General features: G+C 69.4%; 16 protein-coding genes. 8 read left to right on the forward strand and 8 right to left on the reverse strand.

All coding sequences use genetic code 11. From position 1 onward, the window contains the following. Positions 1–479: 479 nt before the first annotated feature. A complete protein-coding gene (locus SRB5_RS06085) occupies positions 480–2249 on the reverse strand; it encodes a serine/threonine-protein kinase (protein WP_153450347.1) in 1770 nt (589 codons plus the stop codon). 319 nt (positions 2250–2568) lie between these two features. On the opposite strand from SRB5_RS06085, the gene SRB5_RS06090 reads away from it, so the two are divergent. Both SRB5_RS06090 and SRB5_RS06095 read left to right on the forward strand, forming a co-directional pair. After that, positions 2569–2847: a hypothetical protein gene (locus SRB5_RS06090; RefSeq protein ID WP_153450348.1), complete on the forward strand. Its 279-nt coding sequence runs from the start codon at positions 2569–2571 to the stop codon at positions 2845–2847. 252 nt (positions 2848–3099) lie between these two features. Further along, positions 3100–3357, forward strand: coding sequence for a hypothetical protein (locus SRB5_RS06095; RefSeq protein ID WP_153450349.1), 258 nt, complete (start codon positions 3100–3102; stop codon positions 3355–3357). Between the two features lie 999 nt (positions 3358–4356). On the opposite strand, the gene SRB5_RS36315 is transcribed toward SRB5_RS06095, so the two are convergent. From SRB5_RS36315 to SRB5_RS06110, 3 genes are all read right to left on the reverse strand, one after another. Further along, complete coding sequence (locus SRB5_RS36315) at positions 4357–4587, reverse strand: SGM_3592 family protein (protein ID WP_153450350.1); 231 nt, start codon at positions 4585–4587, stop codon at positions 4357–4359. Between the two features lie 684 nt (positions 4588–5271). Continuing rightward, complete coding sequence (locus tag SRB5_RS06105; protein ID WP_153450351.1) at positions 5272–5943, reverse strand: enoyl-CoA hydratase-related protein; 672 nt, start codon at positions 5941–5943, stop codon at positions 5272–5274. Between the two features lie 44 nt (positions 5944–5987). Then, positions 5988–6599 (reverse strand): TetR/AcrR family transcriptional regulator, encoded by a 612-nt coding sequence (locus tag SRB5_RS06110; protein WP_323377143.1) that lies wholly within the window; start codon positions 6597–6599, stop codon positions 5988–5990. Between the two features lie 694 nt (positions 6600–7293). Between SRB5_RS06110 and SRB5_RS06115 the strand changes: the two genes are divergently transcribed. Continuing rightward, positions 7294–7986, forward strand: a complete 693-nt coding sequence (locus SRB5_RS06115; RefSeq protein ID WP_153450352.1) for a response regulator transcription factor — start codon at positions 7294–7296, stop codon at positions 7984–7986. After that, positions 7983–9176, forward strand: coding sequence for a sensor histidine kinase (locus SRB5_RS06120; RefSeq protein ID WP_323377145.1), 1194 nt, complete (start codon positions 7983–7985; stop codon positions 9174–9176). Before SRB5_RS06115 ends, SRB5_RS06120 begins: the two co-directional genes overlap by 4 nt. On the opposite strand, the gene SRB5_RS06125 is transcribed toward SRB5_RS06120, so the two are convergent. Further along, a complete protein-coding gene (locus SRB5_RS06125) occupies positions 9163–10659 on the reverse strand; it encodes an aromatic amino acid ammonia-lyase (RefSeq protein WP_323377146.1) in 1497 nt (498 codons plus the stop codon). The genes SRB5_RS06120 and SRB5_RS06125 overlap by 14 nt on opposite strands. A gap of 61 nt (positions 10660–10720) precedes the next feature. Here SRB5_RS06125 and SRB5_RS06130 point away from each other — a divergent pair, with 61 nt between their 5' ends. Genes SRB5_RS06130 through SRB5_RS06145 form a run of 4 tightly spaced genes read left to right on the forward strand, consistent with a single transcriptional unit; the run spans position 10721 to position 15964 of the window. Next, positions 10721–12301 (forward strand): NAD(P)-binding domain-containing protein, encoded by a 1581-nt coding sequence (locus tag SRB5_RS06130; RefSeq protein ID WP_153450354.1) that lies wholly within the window; start codon positions 10721–10723, stop codon positions 12299–12301. Further along, positions 12298–13368 carry an alpha-hydroxy acid oxidase gene (locus SRB5_RS06135; protein ID WP_323377147.1) on the forward strand — a complete coding sequence of 357 codons (1071 nt, stop codon included), beginning with the start codon at positions 12298–12300 and terminating at the stop codon, positions 13366–13368. Before SRB5_RS06130 ends, SRB5_RS06135 begins: the two co-directional genes overlap by 4 nt. Continuing rightward, positions 13362–14702, forward strand: a complete 1341-nt coding sequence (locus SRB5_RS06140) for a cytochrome P450 (RefSeq protein ID WP_323377148.1) — start codon at positions 13362–13364, stop codon at positions 14700–14702. The genes SRB5_RS06135 and SRB5_RS06140 overlap by 7 nt, the downstream gene beginning before the upstream one ends. After that, positions 14699–15964 carry a cation:proton antiporter gene (locus tag SRB5_RS06145; RefSeq protein ID WP_153450355.1) on the forward strand — a complete coding sequence of 422 codons (1266 nt, stop codon included), beginning with the start codon at positions 14699–14701 and terminating at the stop codon, positions 15962–15964. The genes SRB5_RS06140 and SRB5_RS06145 overlap by 4 nt, the downstream gene beginning before the upstream one ends. 51 nt (positions 15965–16015) lie before the next feature. Here SRB5_RS06145 and SRB5_RS06150 read toward each other — a convergent pair whose 3' ends face one another. The 3 genes from SRB5_RS06150 to SRB5_RS06160 all read right to left on the reverse strand — a co-directional run bounded on the left by SRB5_RS06150 (position 16016) and on the right by SRB5_RS06160 (position 19920). After that, positions 16016–17398 (reverse strand): class I adenylate-forming enzyme family protein, encoded by a 1383-nt coding sequence (locus SRB5_RS06150; RefSeq protein WP_153450443.1) that lies wholly within the window; start codon positions 17396–17398, stop codon positions 16016–16018. 58 nt (positions 17399–17456) lie between these two features. Continuing rightward, positions 17457–19001, reverse strand: a complete 1545-nt coding sequence (locus SRB5_RS06155) for an NAD(P)-binding domain-containing protein (RefSeq protein WP_153450356.1) — start codon at positions 18999–19001, stop codon at positions 17457–17459. 607 nt (positions 19002–19608) lie between these two features. After that, positions 19609–19920, reverse strand: coding sequence for an NIPSNAP family protein (locus SRB5_RS06160; protein ID WP_153450357.1), 312 nt, complete (start codon positions 19918–19920; stop codon positions 19609–19611). Positions 19921–20319 lie beyond the last annotated feature (399 nt).

Raw genomic sequence — 20319 nt, forward strand, 5'->3', positions numbered from 1 at the left:
GATCGCGAACGGCGTCTTGGGCCGAGGTCTTGTGGGCTGGCCTGAATGTCGAGTCGGAAGTTCTATCGACTGCGGACGGCCGCACCTGTCCAGCCGAGCTGATCCGGGCCATCTCCTTGACCTGGCTGTTCGGTGGGCAACGCAGCGACGAAGTCGCACGGTTCCGCGTCGGTTGCATCCGCCGGCAGCACGGTTGCCTGCCGATCCCCAGGCCCTGGACCGCGACGCGGTCTGCCCTGCCGGACATTCCCACCCACAAAGGCCGGCGGCGCGTTCACCATGCCGAGTCTGCGCCTCGGGGCGATCGGTGCATGGCAGCCGGTCCGACCCGACTGGCCCGCCATTCTCGATCCGAAGACCAACGAGCGCGCGAGCGTTCCGCTTGCCTTCCACCCAGCAGCAGGAATGCTCGCCCGGCAGTGAACATGTCCGGGATCGGCCATCTCCGAATGCCCTGCGAGGAACGATCCGCGCCCGGGTCAGCCGGTCTCCGCGGCCTGATCGGGCGGCTGGGGGTCGTAGTTGTCCACGCCCCGGAGATTGCGTTCGACAGCCGCGCGCCAGGAACCGTTCGCGATCATCCGGCCGATCGCCTTGTCGATGGACCGGCGCAGCTCGGCCCTGTCGGCGGAAACTGCGACTCCGTACGAGGTAGTGCTGAAATCCAGTCCACTCAGTCGGTAGGCGAAGGGTTGTCCGTGACTGTTGGCGTAGCCGGCCAGGACGCCGTCGTCCGCGGTGACGGCATCGACCTTGCCGCCGTCCAGTGCGGTGAGGCAATCCGTGTACGTGGCGTGATCCACGATGTCCACGCCGGGCGCCTTCTCCTTCACGGCCTGTGCGGAGGTGGAGCCGGTGACCGCGCACAGCTTGCGATTGTTGAGGGCCGTGACATCGGCGATCTTGTCATCGGCGCGGGTCAGAAGATCCTGGTGGACGGAGAGGTAGGGGCCCACGAAGCCAACTCCGCCCCGCTCATGGCCCATGGGAAAGCGGGCTACGGCGAAATCGACGGCGCCGCTCGCCACGAGATCCGTACCGCCGGAAGCAGGTAATTCCCGCCACACGATGTCCTTCTCGGGGGAGAGGCCGAGTTCGCCGGCGATGTAGCGGGCGATGTCGACCTCGAAACCGACGTATTCCCCGGTCCGGGTGCACCAGCTCATGGCCGAATCATCGGGCGCGATCCCGATCGTCAGAGTCTCCCGGCTGCCATCGCCGCCGGAAACGGACTCGGACGGGGAACTGGTCGCGCAGGCGGTCGGCGAGTCGGCTGTCGCGGCACCACCGCCCTCCGGCAGCAGCCATACCGTCGTCGCCGCGAGCACTCCGGCGGCCGCGGCGATCGCGGCCATCAGGGGAGCCCGGCGCCGACGCCGTCGCAGGGGCGTCGGCGGGACCGCCAAAGGCGATGTCTCGGACAGCCGCCGATACGACGGCAACTCCGCCAGTGCGTACGTCACACCGCACCGGCGGACGATCTCCAGCGGGTCCGGCCGCCGAGCCGGTTCCCGATCGACGCACTGCCGGATGAGTTCGGCCAGCCCGAGTTCCACCCCGCCGACGTCGATCTCCCCGTGCACAACCCGGTAGCTCACGGCCGGCCACTCCCCGGCACCGTAAGGAGCCCGGCCCGTCGCGGCAGCCGCCATCGTCGCACCGAGCGCGAACACGTCCGCCGCCGGACTTGCTTCACCGCCCAGCAACACCTCGGGTGCGGTGTAACCGGGAGTGCCGGGCGTCTGCCCCGTACGGGTGAGTTTCGTGTCCGTCCCTGCCCGGGCGATACCGAAGTCGATCAGCTGTGGACCTCCTGCGGCCAGGATGACGTTGTGCGGCTTGACATCCCGATGCACCACGCCGTGCCCGTGCACCTCGGCCAGCGCTTCCGCCAGTGCCGCGAACACCCCGGTGTACAGGGCGGGTTCGAGAGGCGCACCGCGTGATGCCATGAGCAGCGTGGGACCCGGCACGAATTCCGTCGCCAGCCAATAGGGCGACTCCAGGGAAGCGCTGACGAGGCGTGCGGTATACGGGCTGCGCACCGCACGTACGGTCGCCACCTCACGGCGGAATCGGGCCAGGACGTCGGAGTCGTCCGCGAAGTCCTCGCGGATCACCTTGATCGCCACCTGTATCCCGCCCGGCGACCGCCCCAGGTACACCCGCCCCATGCCGCCACTGCCCAGCCTGGCGAGCAGTATGAAGTCGCCCAGGCGCCTGGGATCCTGACCTCTCAACGGTTCCATGCCCACCACTCTGCCAAAGCGCGACATCAATCTCGGCCGGGCCCCCGAAACTACCGGTCATCCCTCTGCAGCAGGACACGGTGCCGGAGGCGGGGGATCGCAACCTTCTGGTCGTCTGCCGCCGCTCTCGGCCTGTCCGCCCTGCTGCTCACCGCCTGCGAGCCCGGCAAGACCCGAGCGTCCGACGACACCACGCCCCCTGTGCCCCAACCGGGCTCCGGCGGTGGCGGGGCCGGACAGCAGCCTGCCGGCAACGGCGCAACGGGGGACGGCGACACCTCCGCCAACGCCCCGGCAGCCAACGCCACCAGCGACAGCCATGCGTTCCAGCCCCCCCGGTGGCCTCGGCGGTGCCCCCGCCTATCCGCTGTACGCGGGCACGTCGGCGTATGCGGTGACGGACCTCAACCCCACCGGCGCGAAGGACGGCGCCCACCTCGACACCCTGGAAGTACTCGCGAACGCCGACCACATGCCCCAGTCCGGCGCCCGCCGCTTCCCGACCGACAACCCTGTGGTCCTCCGTCCGATGCTGGGCCTCTACTCGGCTACGGTTGAGGAAGCTCATGCCTCGATGAAGGACGCTGCCGAATCCTGACTGCGAACAGCGCGGCCTTGGCCCCCGCGAACAGCGGGGGCCGAGTGCCCTCAACCGGTGCCGATCGCCTCACGGACCTACTCGGAACGGGACGTGCCCGTTCGCGTGCCCTGGCGGCGCTGAGCACCCTCTGAACTGGAAAATTCCAGAATCAGGCGGGTGGGCAGCAGTGTCCGGGCGGCGTCTGCCGACGGAGGGGCATGAAGGGGCTGTGGCACTCAGCCGCATTTCTGTGGAAGTGAGGGTGACCTGGTGGCCGAGAGCCTGGAGCTGGCGGACGAGAGTTTGGGTTTCGCCGGCCGGGTTGATCAGGCGTTGGTGGTGGTCGGGCCCGAGGTCTTCGATGCGGGGGACGGGGTCGTTGGTGATGCGCCAGACGATCGCCAACATCGGCCAGGCCACCGCGACGACGGCTTTCTTGTGGCCCCGATGTTCGACGAGTCTGCGGTAGTGGGCTCTGAGGAAGGTATCTGGCCGGGCCGCGGCTGCTTCACTGACTCTCCCGCGTGATCGTCCGCCGCGGCCTCGTCCATCCACATCCCCTCCATTCCGCAGATCATCCGGACGGAACGCCGGACAGAGCGGGCAAGCATTCGTGCGTGGTGTCTGAAGGAATCTTTCCCCCGCTTCTGGTGCCGGTCCCTTGGCCCAGGCCGATCTGCCGCAGGAAAGGGGGAGGGCGGTGTCCAGGCCGGGGTGACCGTCGGGGTAGACCTCGTGGTCGAGGATCTCCGCCCGGTGGCGTGCGTCCCCCGTTGACCGGGACGCCGCAGTCGACGACCCGGGGGTCTCTCGGGATCTGCTGCGCCACGGCCAGGATCCACGCGAGGTCGATGCGCAGGTTCACGTGGCGTCCCCCGGCGCCGTCTCGGCGGCGGTGTCCGGGAGACGGGGGTGGCGGTCCTCCGAAGTTCCCCGCCCTGCCCACGCCTTCCGCAGCGGCATCAACCCCTGGGCGGCATTGGCCGACCGTGTGGCCGATGCGGTCCGAGTTCCTGCCAGGGCTCCGGCAGGCAGCGCACGCGACTCAGCCGAACTGGTGTAGCGCGTACGACTCTCCTGCCGCAGGCAACCGAACATACTGCATGGCGTTGGTGAGCCCCGCCACTACATGAACCGTCAGCACCAAAGGCGGAGGCGCATGTTCAAGGGTCCGTGCCGATACAACTGCGCCGCGTGCGGTTTCGCCGTCACCCGTTGCTCCCTGCGTTCCGCAGCCGTTGATGCCGGCCGGGGTTTCCGCCGCCGTGTGCATTGTGTCGGCGGACGAATCCGGAAGACCTCATACGTAAGCCCGCTCGCGTCGGCCGGCCTGTCTGTGTGATCGTCGGCGCATCATGTGCCCCGGCCTCCTTCCCGAGTCGCTCTGGTCCCCCGAAACGGGACGGCCGAGGAGGTCGTACGGGAAGGGGGCGCGCCCACCGTGGTGGGGCGCCCCCTTCGCACGTCAGAACCTGCGGGCTTCGGATCGTCGGCCGAGGAGCGCGGCGTCCGACGGCCGGGGATCCGTCAGCAGCGCCGCCACCGGCGTCGGGGGCGGCTGAAGAACCATCCGGCGGGCGGCTTGTCGGCCCGCCATGGGCGGGGCTCGGGTGCCTGGCGTCGCCATTGTGCGGCAAGAATGCGGCTGCGGGCCGACGGCTCTTTTACGGGCGCCGCCCGGACGAATTCCTCGTCGAGGGCGGGGCCAGGTTCTTCCGGGGAGCCGGCGCGGTCCCTGTGATGCAGTGAATCGATCATGGATCGTGTCACCTCCTGACAGAAGATCGTCGGAAATGCCCTGATGTGCTCCCGGCCGGGGTGTGATGTGGGTAACCGGTGTGGGTGTCTCCGCTGGTCGCGGGCGGGCGTGGTTCTCTCCTGCGGTGCAGCCGGCAGCTGTCCGACCCCGGTTCGGGGCCGTGATGCTGCGGTCTCGGCTTTCGCTGCGGCCGTGCGGGGTTGTTCGCCCTCTGCGCGCCGGTCGGATCCGGGGCGGGGACGGGGCTGGGGCATTGTGGGTGAGGTTTTCCGGTTCTCCGGGGGGATGGGTTCGATGCGGGCGGGGACATATTTGTGCCGGGGGGTGCCGGGAAGGGAGTCGAGGGGGCGTCGGCCGGCCCGGTGAGCTGTGTGAGGGGCTCGGGGATCGCGACGGTGAATCGCCGGTCGGCCCCGCAGCAATTGCTCGTGATACCCCGGGACCCGAGCCGCAGGTACGGATCGTCCGCGGACAAGGGCCCGCGCGGCACGGCGGCGAGGTGGCCCACGGGCGGTCCGCTCTCGCCACTGCCGCCGGCGCAGCGGGCTGATGGCGAGCGGACTCCTCGAAGAGAACAGTTCCTTGGTGCGTTCGGTCGGACACCCGTATGTACACCGTCCACGTGCGGCACATGCGCCTGGCGTCGCCTGTGCCTGCCGAGCCGGCCTTGACTGCCGTGCCCGTCAGCCGAGCGGTTGGGTGGTGTTGCGCAAGGCGGCCATGACCGGTGCATACATGCGGGACTTGATCGTGCCGAGGGTGTCGCCGGCCTTGTTCACCTGAGCCTGGGCGATCTCGATCGCGGCGGAGCGCACGACGTCCTCGCCGACCGACCGATCGACGATTCCGGCGGCCGCAGCATCGATGCCGCCGTAGCGGCGAGCGGTGAGCATGGCCTCATGGGCGGTCTGCGGTGCCAACCGGGACTGGATCAGCGCGGACATGCCGGAGGTGAAGGGGATGTTGATGTCGGCTTCGGGGAGTGACCAGAAACCGCGGTCGGCACGCATCACGCGGAAGTCGTGAGCGAGGGAGAACATCGCTCCGGCGGCGAAGGTGTGTCCCTGCAGCGCCGCTACCGTGACGACTGGCAGCGAGATCATCCGCGCGAACAGCTCGTGGACCGACACGACGTAGTCCTCGTGCTGGTCGAGGTGGGCGAACAGCCAGTCCAGGTCGAGGCCGTTGGAGTAGAACTTGCCGGTGGCGGCGGTGACCAGAGCGCGGGGGCCTTCCGCCTTCTCCACCTCGTCCAGCGCGGCCCCGACGGCGGTGAGCCAGTCGGGGTGGAAGCGGTTCTCCCCGTCTCCGAGGTCGAGGACGAAGATGTTGTCGTGACGGTCGAGCGAGGGCATGGTGGCTCCTTCGGAATGGGCTGACGGCGGGCGGGAACTGCGGGTTACGGCCGTGGTCCGGATTTGGTTCCGGGGCGGTCGCCCAGGGTGTGCAGGAGCAGGTCGTGGATCTCGGCGGCGGCCGCCTCGATCGGGGCTGTGCTCTGTTCGGCCCGGCACATGATGACCGCGCCTTCGGCCGCGGCGATGATGAAGGCGCCGAGTCTGCGGGCGCGTTCCTCGGTGAGGCCGTGCCGGACGAGGAGGGCCGCGAGGTCTCTCTGCCAGCGGGCGAAGACGGCAGCTGCGGAGCGGGACAACTGGGGTGCGTCGTCGTTGGTCTCCACGGCTACGGCCACGATCGGGCAGCCGGCCCTGAAGCCGCTTTCCGCGAGCTGATCACGCCATGCCGTGAAGAAGGCGTCGACGGCCTCCACGGGATCGTCGACTTGTGCGGCTGCGCCGATCAAACCGGTGATGAAGTCTCCCGCCAGCGTCACCGCCTCGTCTATGAGCTGCGTCCGCCCCCCGGGGAAGTGGTGGTACACCGATCCGCGCGGCGCTCCGCTGTGGGCGAGGATCTTGTCGATACTGGTCGCGCTGGCCCCGTATTCGCGCAGCAGGGAGGCGGCACTGAGGACCATGAGGTTCCGGCTGTCCCTCTTGCGTGCGTTCACCAGTTCGCCGCCTTCCCTGTGGCAGTGCGATCCGCCAAAGAATCTACCTGTCGGTAACTTATGGGTTATGTCATAGACAATGCAAGAGCGGCTGCGCGGTGACTTGCCCGTGGTCGGAGATTGAGGCCATGGTCCTGAGCGTGCGTGTCACATGCGTCGAACACGACGGCGATCGGGCAGGTCTCCACCAGGACACCGGGGCGGGATCGCAGGTACCCGTACTCACCTCGCTCCCCTCGAAGCCTCTCACCGGCTTGAGGAACGGCACCCGAACACGCCCGGCGTCGTACACGTGCAGCACGGGACCTCCTACGAGGTGTCGCCCGACGCGATCCTCGGGATCCGGCGGACCGCCTCGACCGGACGCCACGGTCCGCTCGCCGGTGAACGGATCTCCGGCGGACGGCGCCGGCCGGCGCCGCCGTGGCACAGGGTGAACCTTCGGCCACGTGGACCGGGCGGCTGATGGGGACGCCGTACGGAGTCCGGACATCCTCCGTGCGGTGACGACGTCCCCGTGGTTGGCCCTCGCGCACGATGACCCACGGGGCGCCGCAGAGACTCCCGGGCGCCGCCGGATGACGGCGGCGGCCTGTCCGCTTCGTGGACGTGCGGTGTGCCGGGGTGGGGATCGGGGGACGAACGGGTGGGGCCGGATGGGTGGGAGGGGCCACGCGAGGGGATGGGAGATGGCATGACCGGACGGGGGCAGACCACCGGAGCGGCACGGCTGCTGCTGGTCGAGGATGACCGAGAACTCGGCGGCATGCTGGCAGAGGTGCTGCAGCAGGAGGGCTATCACGTCGATGTCGCCGGTGACGGGCAGAGAGGGCTGCATCTCGGGCTGACCCGACAGTACGACGTCCTGGTCATCGACCGGCGGTTGCCCGTGCTCGACGGACTCGATCTGCTGGGCCGCCTGCGGTCGCGGGCCGTCCGTACCCCTGCGCTGGTGCTGACCGCCATGGGAACGGTGCACGACCGCGTCGACGGGCTGGACGCGGGGGCCGACGACTATCTGGTGAAACCCTTCCTCCTGGAGGAACTCAGCGCACGATTACGGGCTTTGCGTCGCCGTGCAGGCGACGCTGCCGACACTCTGCCCATCGGGTCCGCGCGACTGTTGGTGGGGCACCGTGTGGTGGAGTTGCCCGACGGGGAGAAGATCGCCCTCGCGGCGCGGGAATTCTTGCTGCTGTGGGTTCTGGCAGCGCATCCGGGCATCGTGTACTCACGCGCGGAGCTGCGCCGGACGGTGTTCGAAGAAGCGCCCGCATTATCCATCGTCGACACCTACGTGTATTACCTGCGCCGAAAGCTCGGCCGGCGGGTGGTCCGGACGGTGCGTGGGTTCGGCTACCAGCTGGGAACCCTGGGGGAGCGGTGAAGGGATGGACGGCCGGTGAACGCAAGGCCGTGCGCGGCGCGCGTATACGGATCTCGCTGATCACCGCGGGTTTCATCACCCTGGTCGTCATGGCGGTCGGACTGGTCTCCGATGCGGTCATGCGTCATGCGCAAGATGAGCAGGTCTGGCGTGATGTTCGGTTCGGTGCGGCATTGGGTGACCCAGTCCACCCGCCCGTGTGCACATGGCTGTTCGTGCCGGGCTTCCGGCCGCTGGCGAACGCTCCCGACGGTTTCCCGCTCGGCACCGACCTCGAGACAACGAGACGATCCGGTGAGGCGGTGGAGCGGACCGTGCGGCGCAACCACACGGTCTATCTGGTACGCACGCAGGTCCGAAGAGACGGGCAAGTGGTCCAGGCGGTATTCGACATGCGGTATCAGCTGGCTGACCGGACGCACCTGTGGTATGCGCTGGGCGTCGCGGAGTTGCTGGGGCTGCTGGCGTCCGTCGCGACGGGGGTGGTCCTGGGGCGGGTGTCGGTGGCACCGCTGGCCGAGGCCCTGATCCGGCAGCGCCGTTTCGTCGCGGACGCCAGTCACGAGTTGCGGACACCGGTCACCCAGGCGTTCACACGGGTGCAGATGCTGTCGAACCAGGCTGCCGCGGCAGGGCTGCCAGCCGGGCACCGGGAGGGGCTGGCCCGGTTGACGGGATCACTCGGGCAGCTCGGGGACATCCTGGACGACTTGCTGCTGTCCGCGTGCCTGACCGGCGGGCCGTCGCGGCCGGCGGAGTGCCGGCCGGTGGATCTGGCGGCGCTGGCCCGGTCAGTGGCAGAGGAGACGGAACCCGTTACTGTGACGGCACCGCCGGGTCCCCTGTGGGTGAACGGGGTCGAGACGGCACTGCGTCGCTCAGTCGGTGAACTGCTGTCGAACGCGGTCCGGCACGCACCGGGCGCGCGGGTCGAAGTGGCACTCGTGCGGCAGCGCGGCATGGTGGAGCTCACGGTGTCCGACTCCGGCCCGGGATTCGCGCCGGACGAGGGCGAGCGGCTGTTCGAGCGCTTTCACAGCAACGGGGAGGGCGGCCGCTACGGGCTGGGACTGGCGCTCTTGCGGGAGGTCGTCACCCACCACGGCGGCACCGTCACGGCCGACGGGCAGCCGGGGAAGGGGGCGCGGTTCACGATCCGGCTGCCCGAATGCGAATTCAGCGCCATGTGAGAACAATCCGTGCCGCAGCACGGACATCGCTGTCCAGCGGCCGGTCCGGGTCGACCGGCTCGATCGCGGCGGCCAGCGTGTCCAGAAGGTCTGCGCACCGCGGAGCGGTGGGGCGGCGGGCACCGGCGTGCGAGGCCTGCCGCAGGCCGAGCGCGAGGGAGCCGCAGAGCAGTCCGAGGAGCTCTGCCATGTCGTACGAGCGAAGGGCGGCTTGTGTACCGAAAGGAACGACGTCCTGGTTGTGCAGGTTGGTCGGCAGGCTCTGCATGCCGGCGGGTGTAGCGGCACGCCGGAGTTCGGCGACGAACGCGGTGGTGGCGAGCTGTACACCCTGCAGGCCGTGCTGGATCCCCGGTGTCGGGGTGAGCATGGGTGGCAGGCCTCCGTTGCGGGTGGGATCGACGAGCAGGTCGAGCTGGCGTTCGGCGAGGTTGCCGAGCTGAGCGGTGACGACGGCAAGGAGGTCGGCGGCGAACGCGGCGGGCTGACCGAAGAAGTTCCCGCCGTGCACGGTTCTTCCCGGTCCGACGTCGTCGGGAAGGAAGAGCGGGTTGTCACTGACCCCGCCGATGTCGGCGGTGATCACGGAGTCGACGTATCGCAGCGCATCCTCCGCGGCTCCGAGCAATTGCGGAGTGCATCGGATGCTGTACGGCTCCTGGAGGGGCCGGTCGCCCGACGGAGTGCACCCGGTGAGCAGGTGCCGCAGCCGGGTTCCGGCATGGCAGACGCCGGGGTGGTTGTAGGCGGTGAGCAGTCCGGGATCGAGGAACGCGGTGTCGCAGCCGATGAGATCGGTGAGCAGGGCCGTGAGCGCGGTGAGTGCCCGGTGGGCGTCACGGACGGTGTCACGGGCGAGGGCCAGTGCGGCAGTGGTGACGGACGTACCGTTGACCAGGGCCAAGGCGTCGCGGCCGTCAAGTTCCAGGGGTTTCAGTCCGGCGGTGGACAGGGCCTCCGCTGCGGGCATCCGGCGACCGTCGAGCCAGGCGTGCCCGCGGCCGCGGAGGGCCTGGGTGGCATAGGCGAGCGGGATGAGGTCACCGCTGGCGCCGACCGATCCGTAACGGGGGACCGCGGGGGTGAAGGCAGTGGCGAACATGGCCGCGAGATCTTCGACGACCCGCACGGACACCCCGGACAGCCCCTGAGCGAGGGACCACGTTCGCAGCAGCAATGCGGCCCGGACGATACCGGCAGGCAGATCGGGACCCTGGCCGGCGCCGAGGTGGGCGAGGGTGTTGTCACACTGGTCGGCCTCGTCGCGGCGGCCGGCGTAGCCGGCGAGGGCCCCGAAACCGGTGGTGGAACCGTAGATGCGGCTATCGTCGTCCTGCCGCAGGGCGCGGAAACGGCGCCGCCCCTCCTCGATTCTGGTGCGGGCCGCCGCGTCCACGACGACGGTCAGCGGTGTGGCGGCACGGCGCAGGGCCGTGGCCTCGAAGGGGCCGGTGAGCCGGTGGGTGTCCTGGGGTGTCTGCACCTGGAGAAGGTAGGCGGGCAATCTCAGAGCGCTCTGAAATCCGGCGGATAGCTTCCGTTTCATGACGCGCGACTACGTGATCATTGGAGCGGGCCCCGCAGGACTCCAGCTGGCCGCCTTCCTCGAGGGCGACGGCGCCGACTACATCGTTTTGGAACGAGGCGGCGGGCCCGGGACGTTCTTCGAGCGGCTCCCCAGGCACCGCCGTCTGATCTCCGTCAACAAGGTGCACACCGGGTACGACGATCCGGAACTGCGGCTGCGGATGGACTGGAACTCTTTGCTGAGCGACGACCCGGAGCTGTTGTTCAGCCGCTACAGCCGCAGTTACTTCCCGGCGGCCGACGACATGGTCCGCTATCTCTCGGACTTCGCGAACCGCACTGGTGCCCGGGTTTGCTACGGCGTGGACGTGACGCGGGTGTCCCGCGACGAGGCGGGGGTGTTCACCGTTGCCGGAGGCGACGGGCAGACCTGGCGGGCGCGGCGGCTGGTCGTCGCGACAGGTGTGTCCCTGCCGCATGTACCGGACATTCCGGGGATCGAGCTGGCGGAACGCTACGACACCTTCGACACCGACCCCGAGTCGTTCACCGGGCAGCGGGTGCTGATCCTCGGACGCGGGAACTCCGCCTTCGAGACGGCCGACAGCCTGATGGAGAACGCGGCGGTGATCCACCTCGTCGGTTCCGGTTCGCTGCGTCTGGCCTGGCAGACACACTACGTGGGCCATCTTCGCGCTGTGAACAACAACTTCCTCGACAGCTACCAGCTCAAGTCGCAGAACGCGCTGCTGGACGGACGGGTGCGGTCCGTCAGGCGCGAGGAGGACGGTGGCTTCCGGGTGCCGGTCGCCTTCGAGCGGGTCGACGAGATCGTGCGGGAACTGCGCTACGACCGGGTGATCGTCGCGACCGGATTCCGCTTCGACGCCTCCCTTTTCGACGCCACGTGCACCCCGGAGCTGATGATCGACGACCGGTTTCCGGCGACGACCCCGGTCGGAGAGTCGGTCAACGTACCGGGCCTGTACTTCGCCGGGACCATCATGCAGGGACCGACCTTCAAGAGGGCCACGACCGGTTTCATCCACGGCTTCCGCTACTCCGTCCGCGCCCAGTACCGAACGCTTCGGCAGCGGTACCACGGGGAGGCCTGGCCGGTGACGGAGGTGGGGGCGGACCCCGGACAGGCCGCGGACGCGGTCATCGGCCGGATCAACCGGACGTCCGCCTTGTGGCAGCAGTTCGGAGTCCTGGGCGACGTGCTGCTCATGGCCCCCGACGGCACCCTGCGATACGCGGAAGAGGTCCCCACCGGGCATGTGCACGACGCGGTACGTGACGGGGACTTCGGCCCCGTGCGCTCGTACGGTGTGATCACGCTGGAGTACGGGGCGGACCACGACCGGGTGAACCCGTTCGACGTGTCCGCCGGACGTAAGTCCCAGCAGGACGTGATGGGCCTGGACGGCCGCTATCTGCATCCGGTCATCCGCTGGTACGACAACGGCGGACCGGCCGGCGAGCACCATGTCACGGAGAACCTGGAGAACGAGTGGGACAGCGAGGAGGTCCACCGGGCACCGCTGCACGCGTTCCTGGCTCCCCGTCTCGTACCTTCCGCCGTGGTGACGTCGTGACACTGCAGGCATTCCGGGAGGCCGCCCGCACCGTTCTGGATCCCGTGCACGACGACTATGTGGCGGGCGGCGCGGGGGAGGAGCGCGTACTGGCGGCCAACGAGCGGGCGTTCGCCCGGTACTCACTGCTGCCCCGGGTGCTGCGCGGCGCCGAGGCCCGGGACATCGCCGCCGACCTGCCGGGTGCGCCGGGCGCGTCGCCGGTGGTCGTGGCGCCGACGGCGTTCCACCGGCTGCTGCACCCGGACGGTGAACGGGCCACGGCCCGGGCGGCAGCCGCCGAGGGCGCGGTACTGGTCACCGGCGTGGCGTCGACCACCGCGGTCGCGGACGTCGTCGCCGCGGCCCGTGAGACGGCGGCCGAGCCGGCAGTGTGGTTCCAGCTGTACCCGCACCCATGCGCCGAGGTGACTGCGGCGCTCGTGCGGCGGGCCGAGGACGCCGGCTGCAGCGCCCTGGTCGTCACGGTCGACTCGCCGGTCTTCGGCCGTCGCACCCGGGATCTGCGCAACGGATTCTCGGATCTGCCCCCCGGCTACGCGGCCGAGAACATGCGCGGCCTGCCCGGCACACCGCCCGATGTCCTCACCGACATTCCCATGTCGCCCGCGATCGGATGGGAGGAGGTCACCGAAATACTCGGTGTGACATCGCTGCCTGTCCTTCTCAAGGGAGTGCTGCACCCGGCGGACGCTCGTCTGGCGGCTGACCGGGGGGCCGCCGGTCTGATCGTCTCCAACCACGGGGGCCGTCAGTGCGACGCCGTTCCCGCCGCTGTCGACTGTCTGCCCGCCGTTGCCGGCGCGGTCGCCGGCCGGATTCCCGTACTCCTCGACGGCGGGATCCGCCGGGGCAGTGACATCGCCGTCGGCCTCGCGCTCGGCGCGGTCGCCGTCGGGGTCGGGCGCCCCGTCGCGTGGGGGCTGGCAGCGGGCGGGGAGTCCGGTGTCCGGCAGGTGCTGGCGACCCTGTGCGACGAGTACGATCACACCCTCGCGCTCTGCGGCGGCCGGAGCAACGCGGACCTCACCGGCGACATGGTGGTCCGGGAGGGCCTGCCGTGGTGAGCCGCCTGGTGGTCGCGCTGCGGGTACGGATCTTCGAGAAGGTCAACGGCGACCGGACGGTGACCCTCCCCAACGCCGTCCACGGGCCCGAGGTCTTTGAACAGGTCTACGCCCACCCGGCGGCTGACGGGCGCAGTGCCGGGGCGGGTCTGTCGGACCTCTTCTGGTACTGGCTCTCTCCCGGACCCGAGGTTCACCAGGAACACCTCGAGCCCGGAGAGCGGTACGAACAGGTGGCCGCCGCCACCCGCGAGATACTCGCCGGGAGTTCGGCCGCCCACGAGGCCGCTGCCGCGCGAGCGGTCGCCCGGGCGCTGGACGAGCTGCCGCCGGGACGGATCAGCCTGGTGCGGCTGCGTGACCTGGTTATGCCCGCGTGGGCCGAGTACGTCCACGGGCTGGTATTCCGCGAACCCTGCCCACCGCATGTCAGGGACCTGATCGTCGGTCACGCGGAGGACGTTGTCAGCGCTCTCAAGTGCACCGGGCTGCGCCACCCCCGCCGCCGTGCAAGGCTCACCAACTACCTCCGCGGACGCACCGACGTGCCGCACCGGCTGCCGGCATGCCTGTCACCGCAGGAACAGGTCCACTACCTCCAGGGCACCATCTACGGCACCGCCGTCGTCCAGCTCTCCGAGGCCACCGCCCACCTGCTCCTCGCCCTCGCCCGGCATCCCGGCATCCAGCAGCGCCTCACCGACCATCCGGGCGACGACCGGTACTTCTCGCGCGTACTCGACGAGACCTTCCGTCTCTACCCGCTCTTCGGCATCGCCCACCGCATCGCCACCGCCGACATCCCCCTTGCCCCGGGCACGGTTCTGCCCGCGGGCACCGTCGTCTGCTTCAACTACCCCGCCTACCACGCCACCGGGTACGACCGGCCCGGCACGTTCGACCCCGACCGCTGGCAGACCCGGCCTGCCCGCGACGCCCGTCACATCCCCTTCGGGATGCCCGCCAACCGCCCCTGCCCCGCCTGGCGGATCTCCCCCCTCGTGCTGCGCGCCGCCACCCGCGAGGTACTGGGCCGCTTCCGCCTGGAGTCCACTGCCGGCCACACCCGCTCCCTCCCCAACCGGGCCCCCTGCCTGCTCGTCCCCCACGACACACCCGCCGCACCGCGCCGGCTGGCCGCCCTGCGGCGCTACATGGCCGTACGGGACACGGTCGAGGACATCACCCGCAGCCTGCGACAACTGGTGCTCGGCACGGTGATGGTGCTGCACGCCCGCCGCCTCCGGCCGGCCACCCGCTACTTCCTCACCGACCCCGCGCACGAACCCCGCCACGGCCGGGACAAGACCCCCCACCCCGAAGGACCCCGATGAGTCCCACCGAACTCGCCCCCGCCTTCTTCCTCGCCACCGTGGCCATCCTGATCGTCTGCCGCCTCACCAGCAGACTCCTCCAACTGGGCAAACAGCCACCCGTCGTCGGCGAGATGCTCGCCGGTGTACTCCTTGGCCCGTCCGTCCTCGGCGCCCTGCTGCCCGGCGTCGAGAACACTCTCTTCCCGCAGGAACTGCGGCCGGTGCTGTATGTCGTCGGCCAGATCGGCCTCGTGGCGTTCATGTTCCGCGTCGGCTGGGAATTCCGCGTCGACCGGCTGCGCACCATCGCCCGCTCCGCGGGCATCGTCTCCGCCGCCGGCATGTTCGTGCCCGTTCTCCTGGGCGTTGCCCTCGTCGTGGCCGCCGGGGAACGGACCGGCATCCTGCACCCCGACATGTCCATGGAAGTCTCCGCGCTGTTCGTCGGCGTCGCCCTCGCCGTGACCGCGTTCCCCATGCTCGCCCGCATCATCAGCGAACGAGGACTGTCGGGCACCCGGCACGGCTCCCTCTCCCTGGGCTCCGGAGCCCTCGACGACGCAGCTGCCTGGGTCCTCCTCGCCGGTGTCCTCAGCATGGCGCACCGCTCCGCCGGCCTCGTCTCCGCCGCCGCCGCGGGCGCCGTGGGCCTGGTGGTCGTCATGGCCGTACTGCTGCGCCTGCACAGCCACATCGTCTGGCTCGCCGAACGCACCGCGCCGGAGAACCTGCTGCTGATCCTCGCCGGCGCACTGTTCCTCGTCGCCTGGTACGCCGACATCATCGGCCTGTACGCCGTCTTCGGCGCCTTCAGCCTGGGCGTGGTCTTCCCCCGCTCCGAACGGCTCGACAAGACCGTCGAGACCGTCAGACCCGTCGGCCTGCTCTTCGTCCCGCTGTTCTTCACCTATTCCGGGCTCAACACCGACTTCACACTCCTCGGCTCCGGATCCGTCCTGCTGTTCACCGCCCTGTGCGTGCTCCTCGCCGTCGCCGGCAAATTCGGCGCCTGCTGGCTCGCCGCCCGGGCCGCCGGTGAGTCCGCACCCGTGGCACTGCGCGTGGGAGCCCTGATGAACGCACGCGGGCTCATGCAGCTCATCGCGCTCAACCTCGGACTCGAGGCGGGCATCGTCACCCAGGCCATGTTCAGCGCGCTCGTCGTCGTCGCCCTCGTCACCACCACCATGACCACCCCGCTGCTCATGTGGATCGAACGCCGCCACCCCCTCCCCGACGACACCCCGCTCCGCGAGCCGGCCCCCGCCACGACCGCGTGACACCCCGGGGGCCCGCCGCGCGAGAATGCGGCGGGCCCCCGGGTACGGATGTCACGGCAGCAGCCGACGCTTGTCCGGCTTCCCCGCGGCCGTCAGCGGCACCTCGCGGATCACCGTCACCGCCGCAGGTGCGCACGCCACGCCCAGCTCAGCCGCTACCAGCGCCCGCAACTCGGCGAGCAGCGGAACCTCTGACCCGTCCGCCGGTACGACGAAGGCATGCACTGCCTCGCCCGCCACGGCGTCGGGCACCGCGACGCAGTAGGCCTCCGCCACCGCAGGATGACCGGCCAGCAGGCGCTCCACGGGCCCGAGCGGATGCACATACGCGTTGACGATGACGACATCGCGCGTCCGCCCCGTCAGCCACAGCCGACCGCGCGAGTCCAGCCGGCCCAAGTCCCGGGTCCGCACCCAGCCCTCGGCGAACACCTCCGCGCTCAGCACCGGATCCCCCCAGTAGCCGCTGGCCTGCCCGGGCGTGCGGACGAAGATCTCGCCGTCCACACCCGGCGGCAACGAACTGCCGTCCGCATCCCGGACCTGAAGATCCACCGCCGGCACCCCCAGCGCCCCGGGCTCCTCCTCCGGCATCGCCATGGAGATCATGCCGGTCTCCGTCTGCCCGTATCCATGGAAGACCACCGGCCCCAGCAACTCGCCCGCCTCCCGCAGCAGCCCCGGCGGCGGCGGCGAGCCCGACAGCATCAGCGCCCTCAGCGCCCCCAGGTCCACCGGCTGCTCCCGCACCGCCGCCACCAGCCTCGCCAGCCTGGCCACCGTGATCACACTGGCCGTGGCACGGTGGCGCACGAGCGCGTCCGGGAACTCCGGCACGCCGGCCGTGACCAGCACCCCGCCTCCCGCCAGCGCGAGCAGCCCGTAATCCAGCATCACCTGGCTCGCCAGGGTCCCGAACACCAGGAAGCGGTCCATCCGCCCCGCCAGCTCACGGATCACCGGCGGCCACGCATCGGGCCGCAGCGCCCACAACGCGGTCATCGCCCCGTAAGTCTGCGCGCAGGACTTCGGCTCACCTGTACTGCCCGAGGTGGGCAGCACCCGAGCCACGTCCTGCGGCCGGGCGGCCACCACGGGGCGAATCCCGTCGTCGCGGCTGCCCAGGAGCACCTCCAGCGCCAGAACCCGCCCCACGCACAGCATCGCCGCGCCGTCGGGCTTGTCGGTCACGATGAACGAGACGTCCGCCGTCAGGGACTCCTCCTGCCGGCGTGTCAGACCAGGCCGCACACCCACCACCCGCGCCCCCACGGTGTGCGCGGCGACAACGGCGGCCAACTGCCCCGGCCCCACCCCCAGCGTCATGGCGACGCCATCCCCCGGCCCCACGCCCGCGGCCCTCAACCCGCCGGTCACGCGCCGTACCGCCGCCAGCAGGGACCGGCCGGACACCAGACGGCCGGCGTGCTCCATCACCGTTCGTTCCCCGGCCGCCTCGAGGAGATCCAGCAGCCGGCCGGGGAAGGGCTCCTCAGCCAAGGCACGCCTTCACGAACGCCGCGAGTGGCCGGCGGTGCACCGCCGGCAGATCCCACTCATTCTCCAGGTTCTCCGCGAAATGGTGCGTGCCGTCGAGTACACCGTCGCGGTAGTGGCGCACGACAGGATGCAGGTAGTCGGAATGCATCGCGTTCTCCACGTCGTTCTCCCGGACCCGCGGCACCGATACATCGAACGGGTCCACGTGATCGCGGTCCTGCCCGTACTCCAGGTCGACGACGAACCGGTGTCCCGCGAGCCCCAGGCCGCCGTCGGCCACCAGATCGAGCGGGACCTCCTCCTGATACAGCACCTCGTCACCCGTCACGGTGACGGCATCACCCAGATGCCCGAACTGCTGCCACAGCCCCGAGGAGGTGTTGACTCGCCGCACCAAAGCGTCCGCGATCGCCTCAGGTGTCAGATCCAGCCGCCGCGCCGGCCAGGCCTGTCCGTGGTACCGCGCCCCGAGGACGCGGTGCAGAGCACGCGCGCCGTAGCGGAAGCCGTGGATGAAACCGCTGGTGGACTTCTTGAAGTCCCGTTGCTGCGTCAGCGTGCCCGCGAAGTACAGCCCAGGCACATTTACCGACTCGTACGCGGATGTCTGCTCGGGGAACCGGTCGTTGATGACCAGCGCGGGCCGACACGACCCGTCGAAAGGATCCGCGTCGAACCGGAATCCGGTGCACCCGATGATCCGGTCGTAGTGCAGTTCGCGAAGCTTCTCCACCGTGCGGGCGTAACGGAGCAGCACCCGGAACCCGCCGCCCGCGGCCTTCTCGATGCTCTCCACCGTGCCGTCGATGACGGCGTTCTGCGACTTGAGCTGGTAGCTGTCGAGGAAATTGTTGTTCACGGCCCGCAGATGACCGACGAAGTGCGTCTTCCACGCCATCTTCAGGGAGTGCGGCCCAGCCACATGGATCACAGCGGCCTTCGACATGAGCGCATCGGCTGTCTCGAACGCGGAATTCCCCTTGCCGATCACGAGTACCCGCTGCCCGGTAAAGGATGCCGGAGTCGTATCGAACTCGCCGTACTGCTCCACCAGTTCGATACCGGAGATATCCGGGACGTAGGGCAGTGACACTCCGGTCGCGACGACGATCCTCCGGGCCCGGCGGATCTTCCCTGCCGCATCCAGAACCTCGAATACGTTGTCCGCACGGGAGATCCGCACTATTTCCGTTTCGTATTCCACACGGGCGCCGGTCTCCCGGGCGAAGTCCGCCAGATAGCGCACGAGATCGTCGGCCGACGGGAAGTACTCGTCGCTGTACCGGGTGAACAGCAGCTTCGGATCGTCGCTGAGCAAAGAGTTCCAGTCCATGCGCATCCGAAGTTCCGGGTTCTCGTAACCGGTGTGCACCTTGTTGACCGATATCAGTTGACGATGCCTGGGAAACGTCCGGAAGAAAGTTCCCGGTCCCTCACCCCGCTCCAGGACCACATAGTCACGGCCCTCGCCCTCGAACAGCGCAGCGAGCTGAAGCCCGGCCGGTCCGGCTCCGATGATCAGGTAGTCACGCAGCATGAGCCGGACGGTAACGGACCCGGATCAGAAGTCTCTGAGATTCGGGACAGCCCGTCGCGTGCCACCGGGCAGGAAGACAGCGTGCCATCACCCGGGAGCCGCTGCCGGCCCAGGCGCTCGGGTCCTTGCAGGGAGCCTTCCTCGGCATCCGCGGCTGACCTCACCGACGAAAGAGGGCCCCTCTACACCGTGAGCCCGCGGTGTAGAGGGGCCCTCTCCTACAGCGGAAGCACCACAGTGCGAACCCCGGGCAGGGAAAGCCAGTGGAACCGGTTGCCGGGCCGTCTGCAGCGGCAGTCAGTCCCACCACCTGTTTTGACCCCTGTTCAGGACTGCCGCAGGATCTATGTGGACTCCGAAAGGCAACAAAGTGCGACGGCCCGGGAACGGTGGCAGGGTTTCTGTCCGGGCACCCCGACCGAAACTCACTCGGCAGAGAGAAGCGGCGCCAGTTTGTAGTGATGTCACCTGCAATGAGCAGCTACGGCAGTTCGTTGACGAATTTGCCATCCCTGCCCGCGAGGTTCCTTGGTGTGAACAGCCCGATGGGTGCCCTGTCTCCCACCACCGCGCCCCTGTGGCCACGGGTGCCCGCCGCGTCGCCGGCTCAAAGCGTGACGTCGAGCGGCCGTAGGAAGCGGCGCTCGTACCGCTTGATGCAGCGGGTGCTGCGAGCCAGTGCGAAGGCCTCCTGGCATTCCGGGTCGGTCGTGCTGTCCGTACGGTACTGCTCGTACGCGGCGAGACTGGGAAAGGAGAAGAGGGCGTAGGCGATGTCGCTGTCGCCTTCACTCGGCAGGAAGTAGCCGTGGTGCGTCCCGCCGAAGCGGTTGACGAGCCCAACCCAGCGGCGGCCGTACTCTTCGAAGTCCTCGAGCTTGTCGGCGTCGATCTCGTACTTCAGATGAATGGTGATCATGCCCGTATGTTCCCGCATGCTGGTTCGGGTTCGCGGAGGTCTCTATGACTTGACGCGCCGGGCAGACGGGGCCGGCTTCAGCCTTCCGGACCGTCGGGCGACCCACCCCACGCCGGGACGAGCGCGGGTCGTCCTCGCCGACATATCCTGATGCTCACAGAGCAGCCGAACTACCGGCTCGACGTGTCCCGGGCGGAGGGCCTCCGCCTTACTGCCCTGAACACCCCAGTCCCGGACGATAGATCCATCGGACACGGTGATCGTGCGGTGGCGGGAATGTCTTGAGTTTTGTGTATGCCCTTTCTTTGACGTCTTGGGGGTTTAGTTCTAGTTGGTCACTCGTTCGTGGCGAGGGGTAGTCCGTCGAGGTCGATTCGGTCGCCGTAGAAGCCGACGAGG

It is taken from the genome of Streptomyces smaragdinus, from assembly GCF_009604385.1.
In the GTDB taxonomy this organism is placed as follows: domain Bacteria; phylum Actinomycetota; class Actinomycetes; order Streptomycetales; family Streptomycetaceae; genus Streptomyces; species Streptomyces smaragdinus.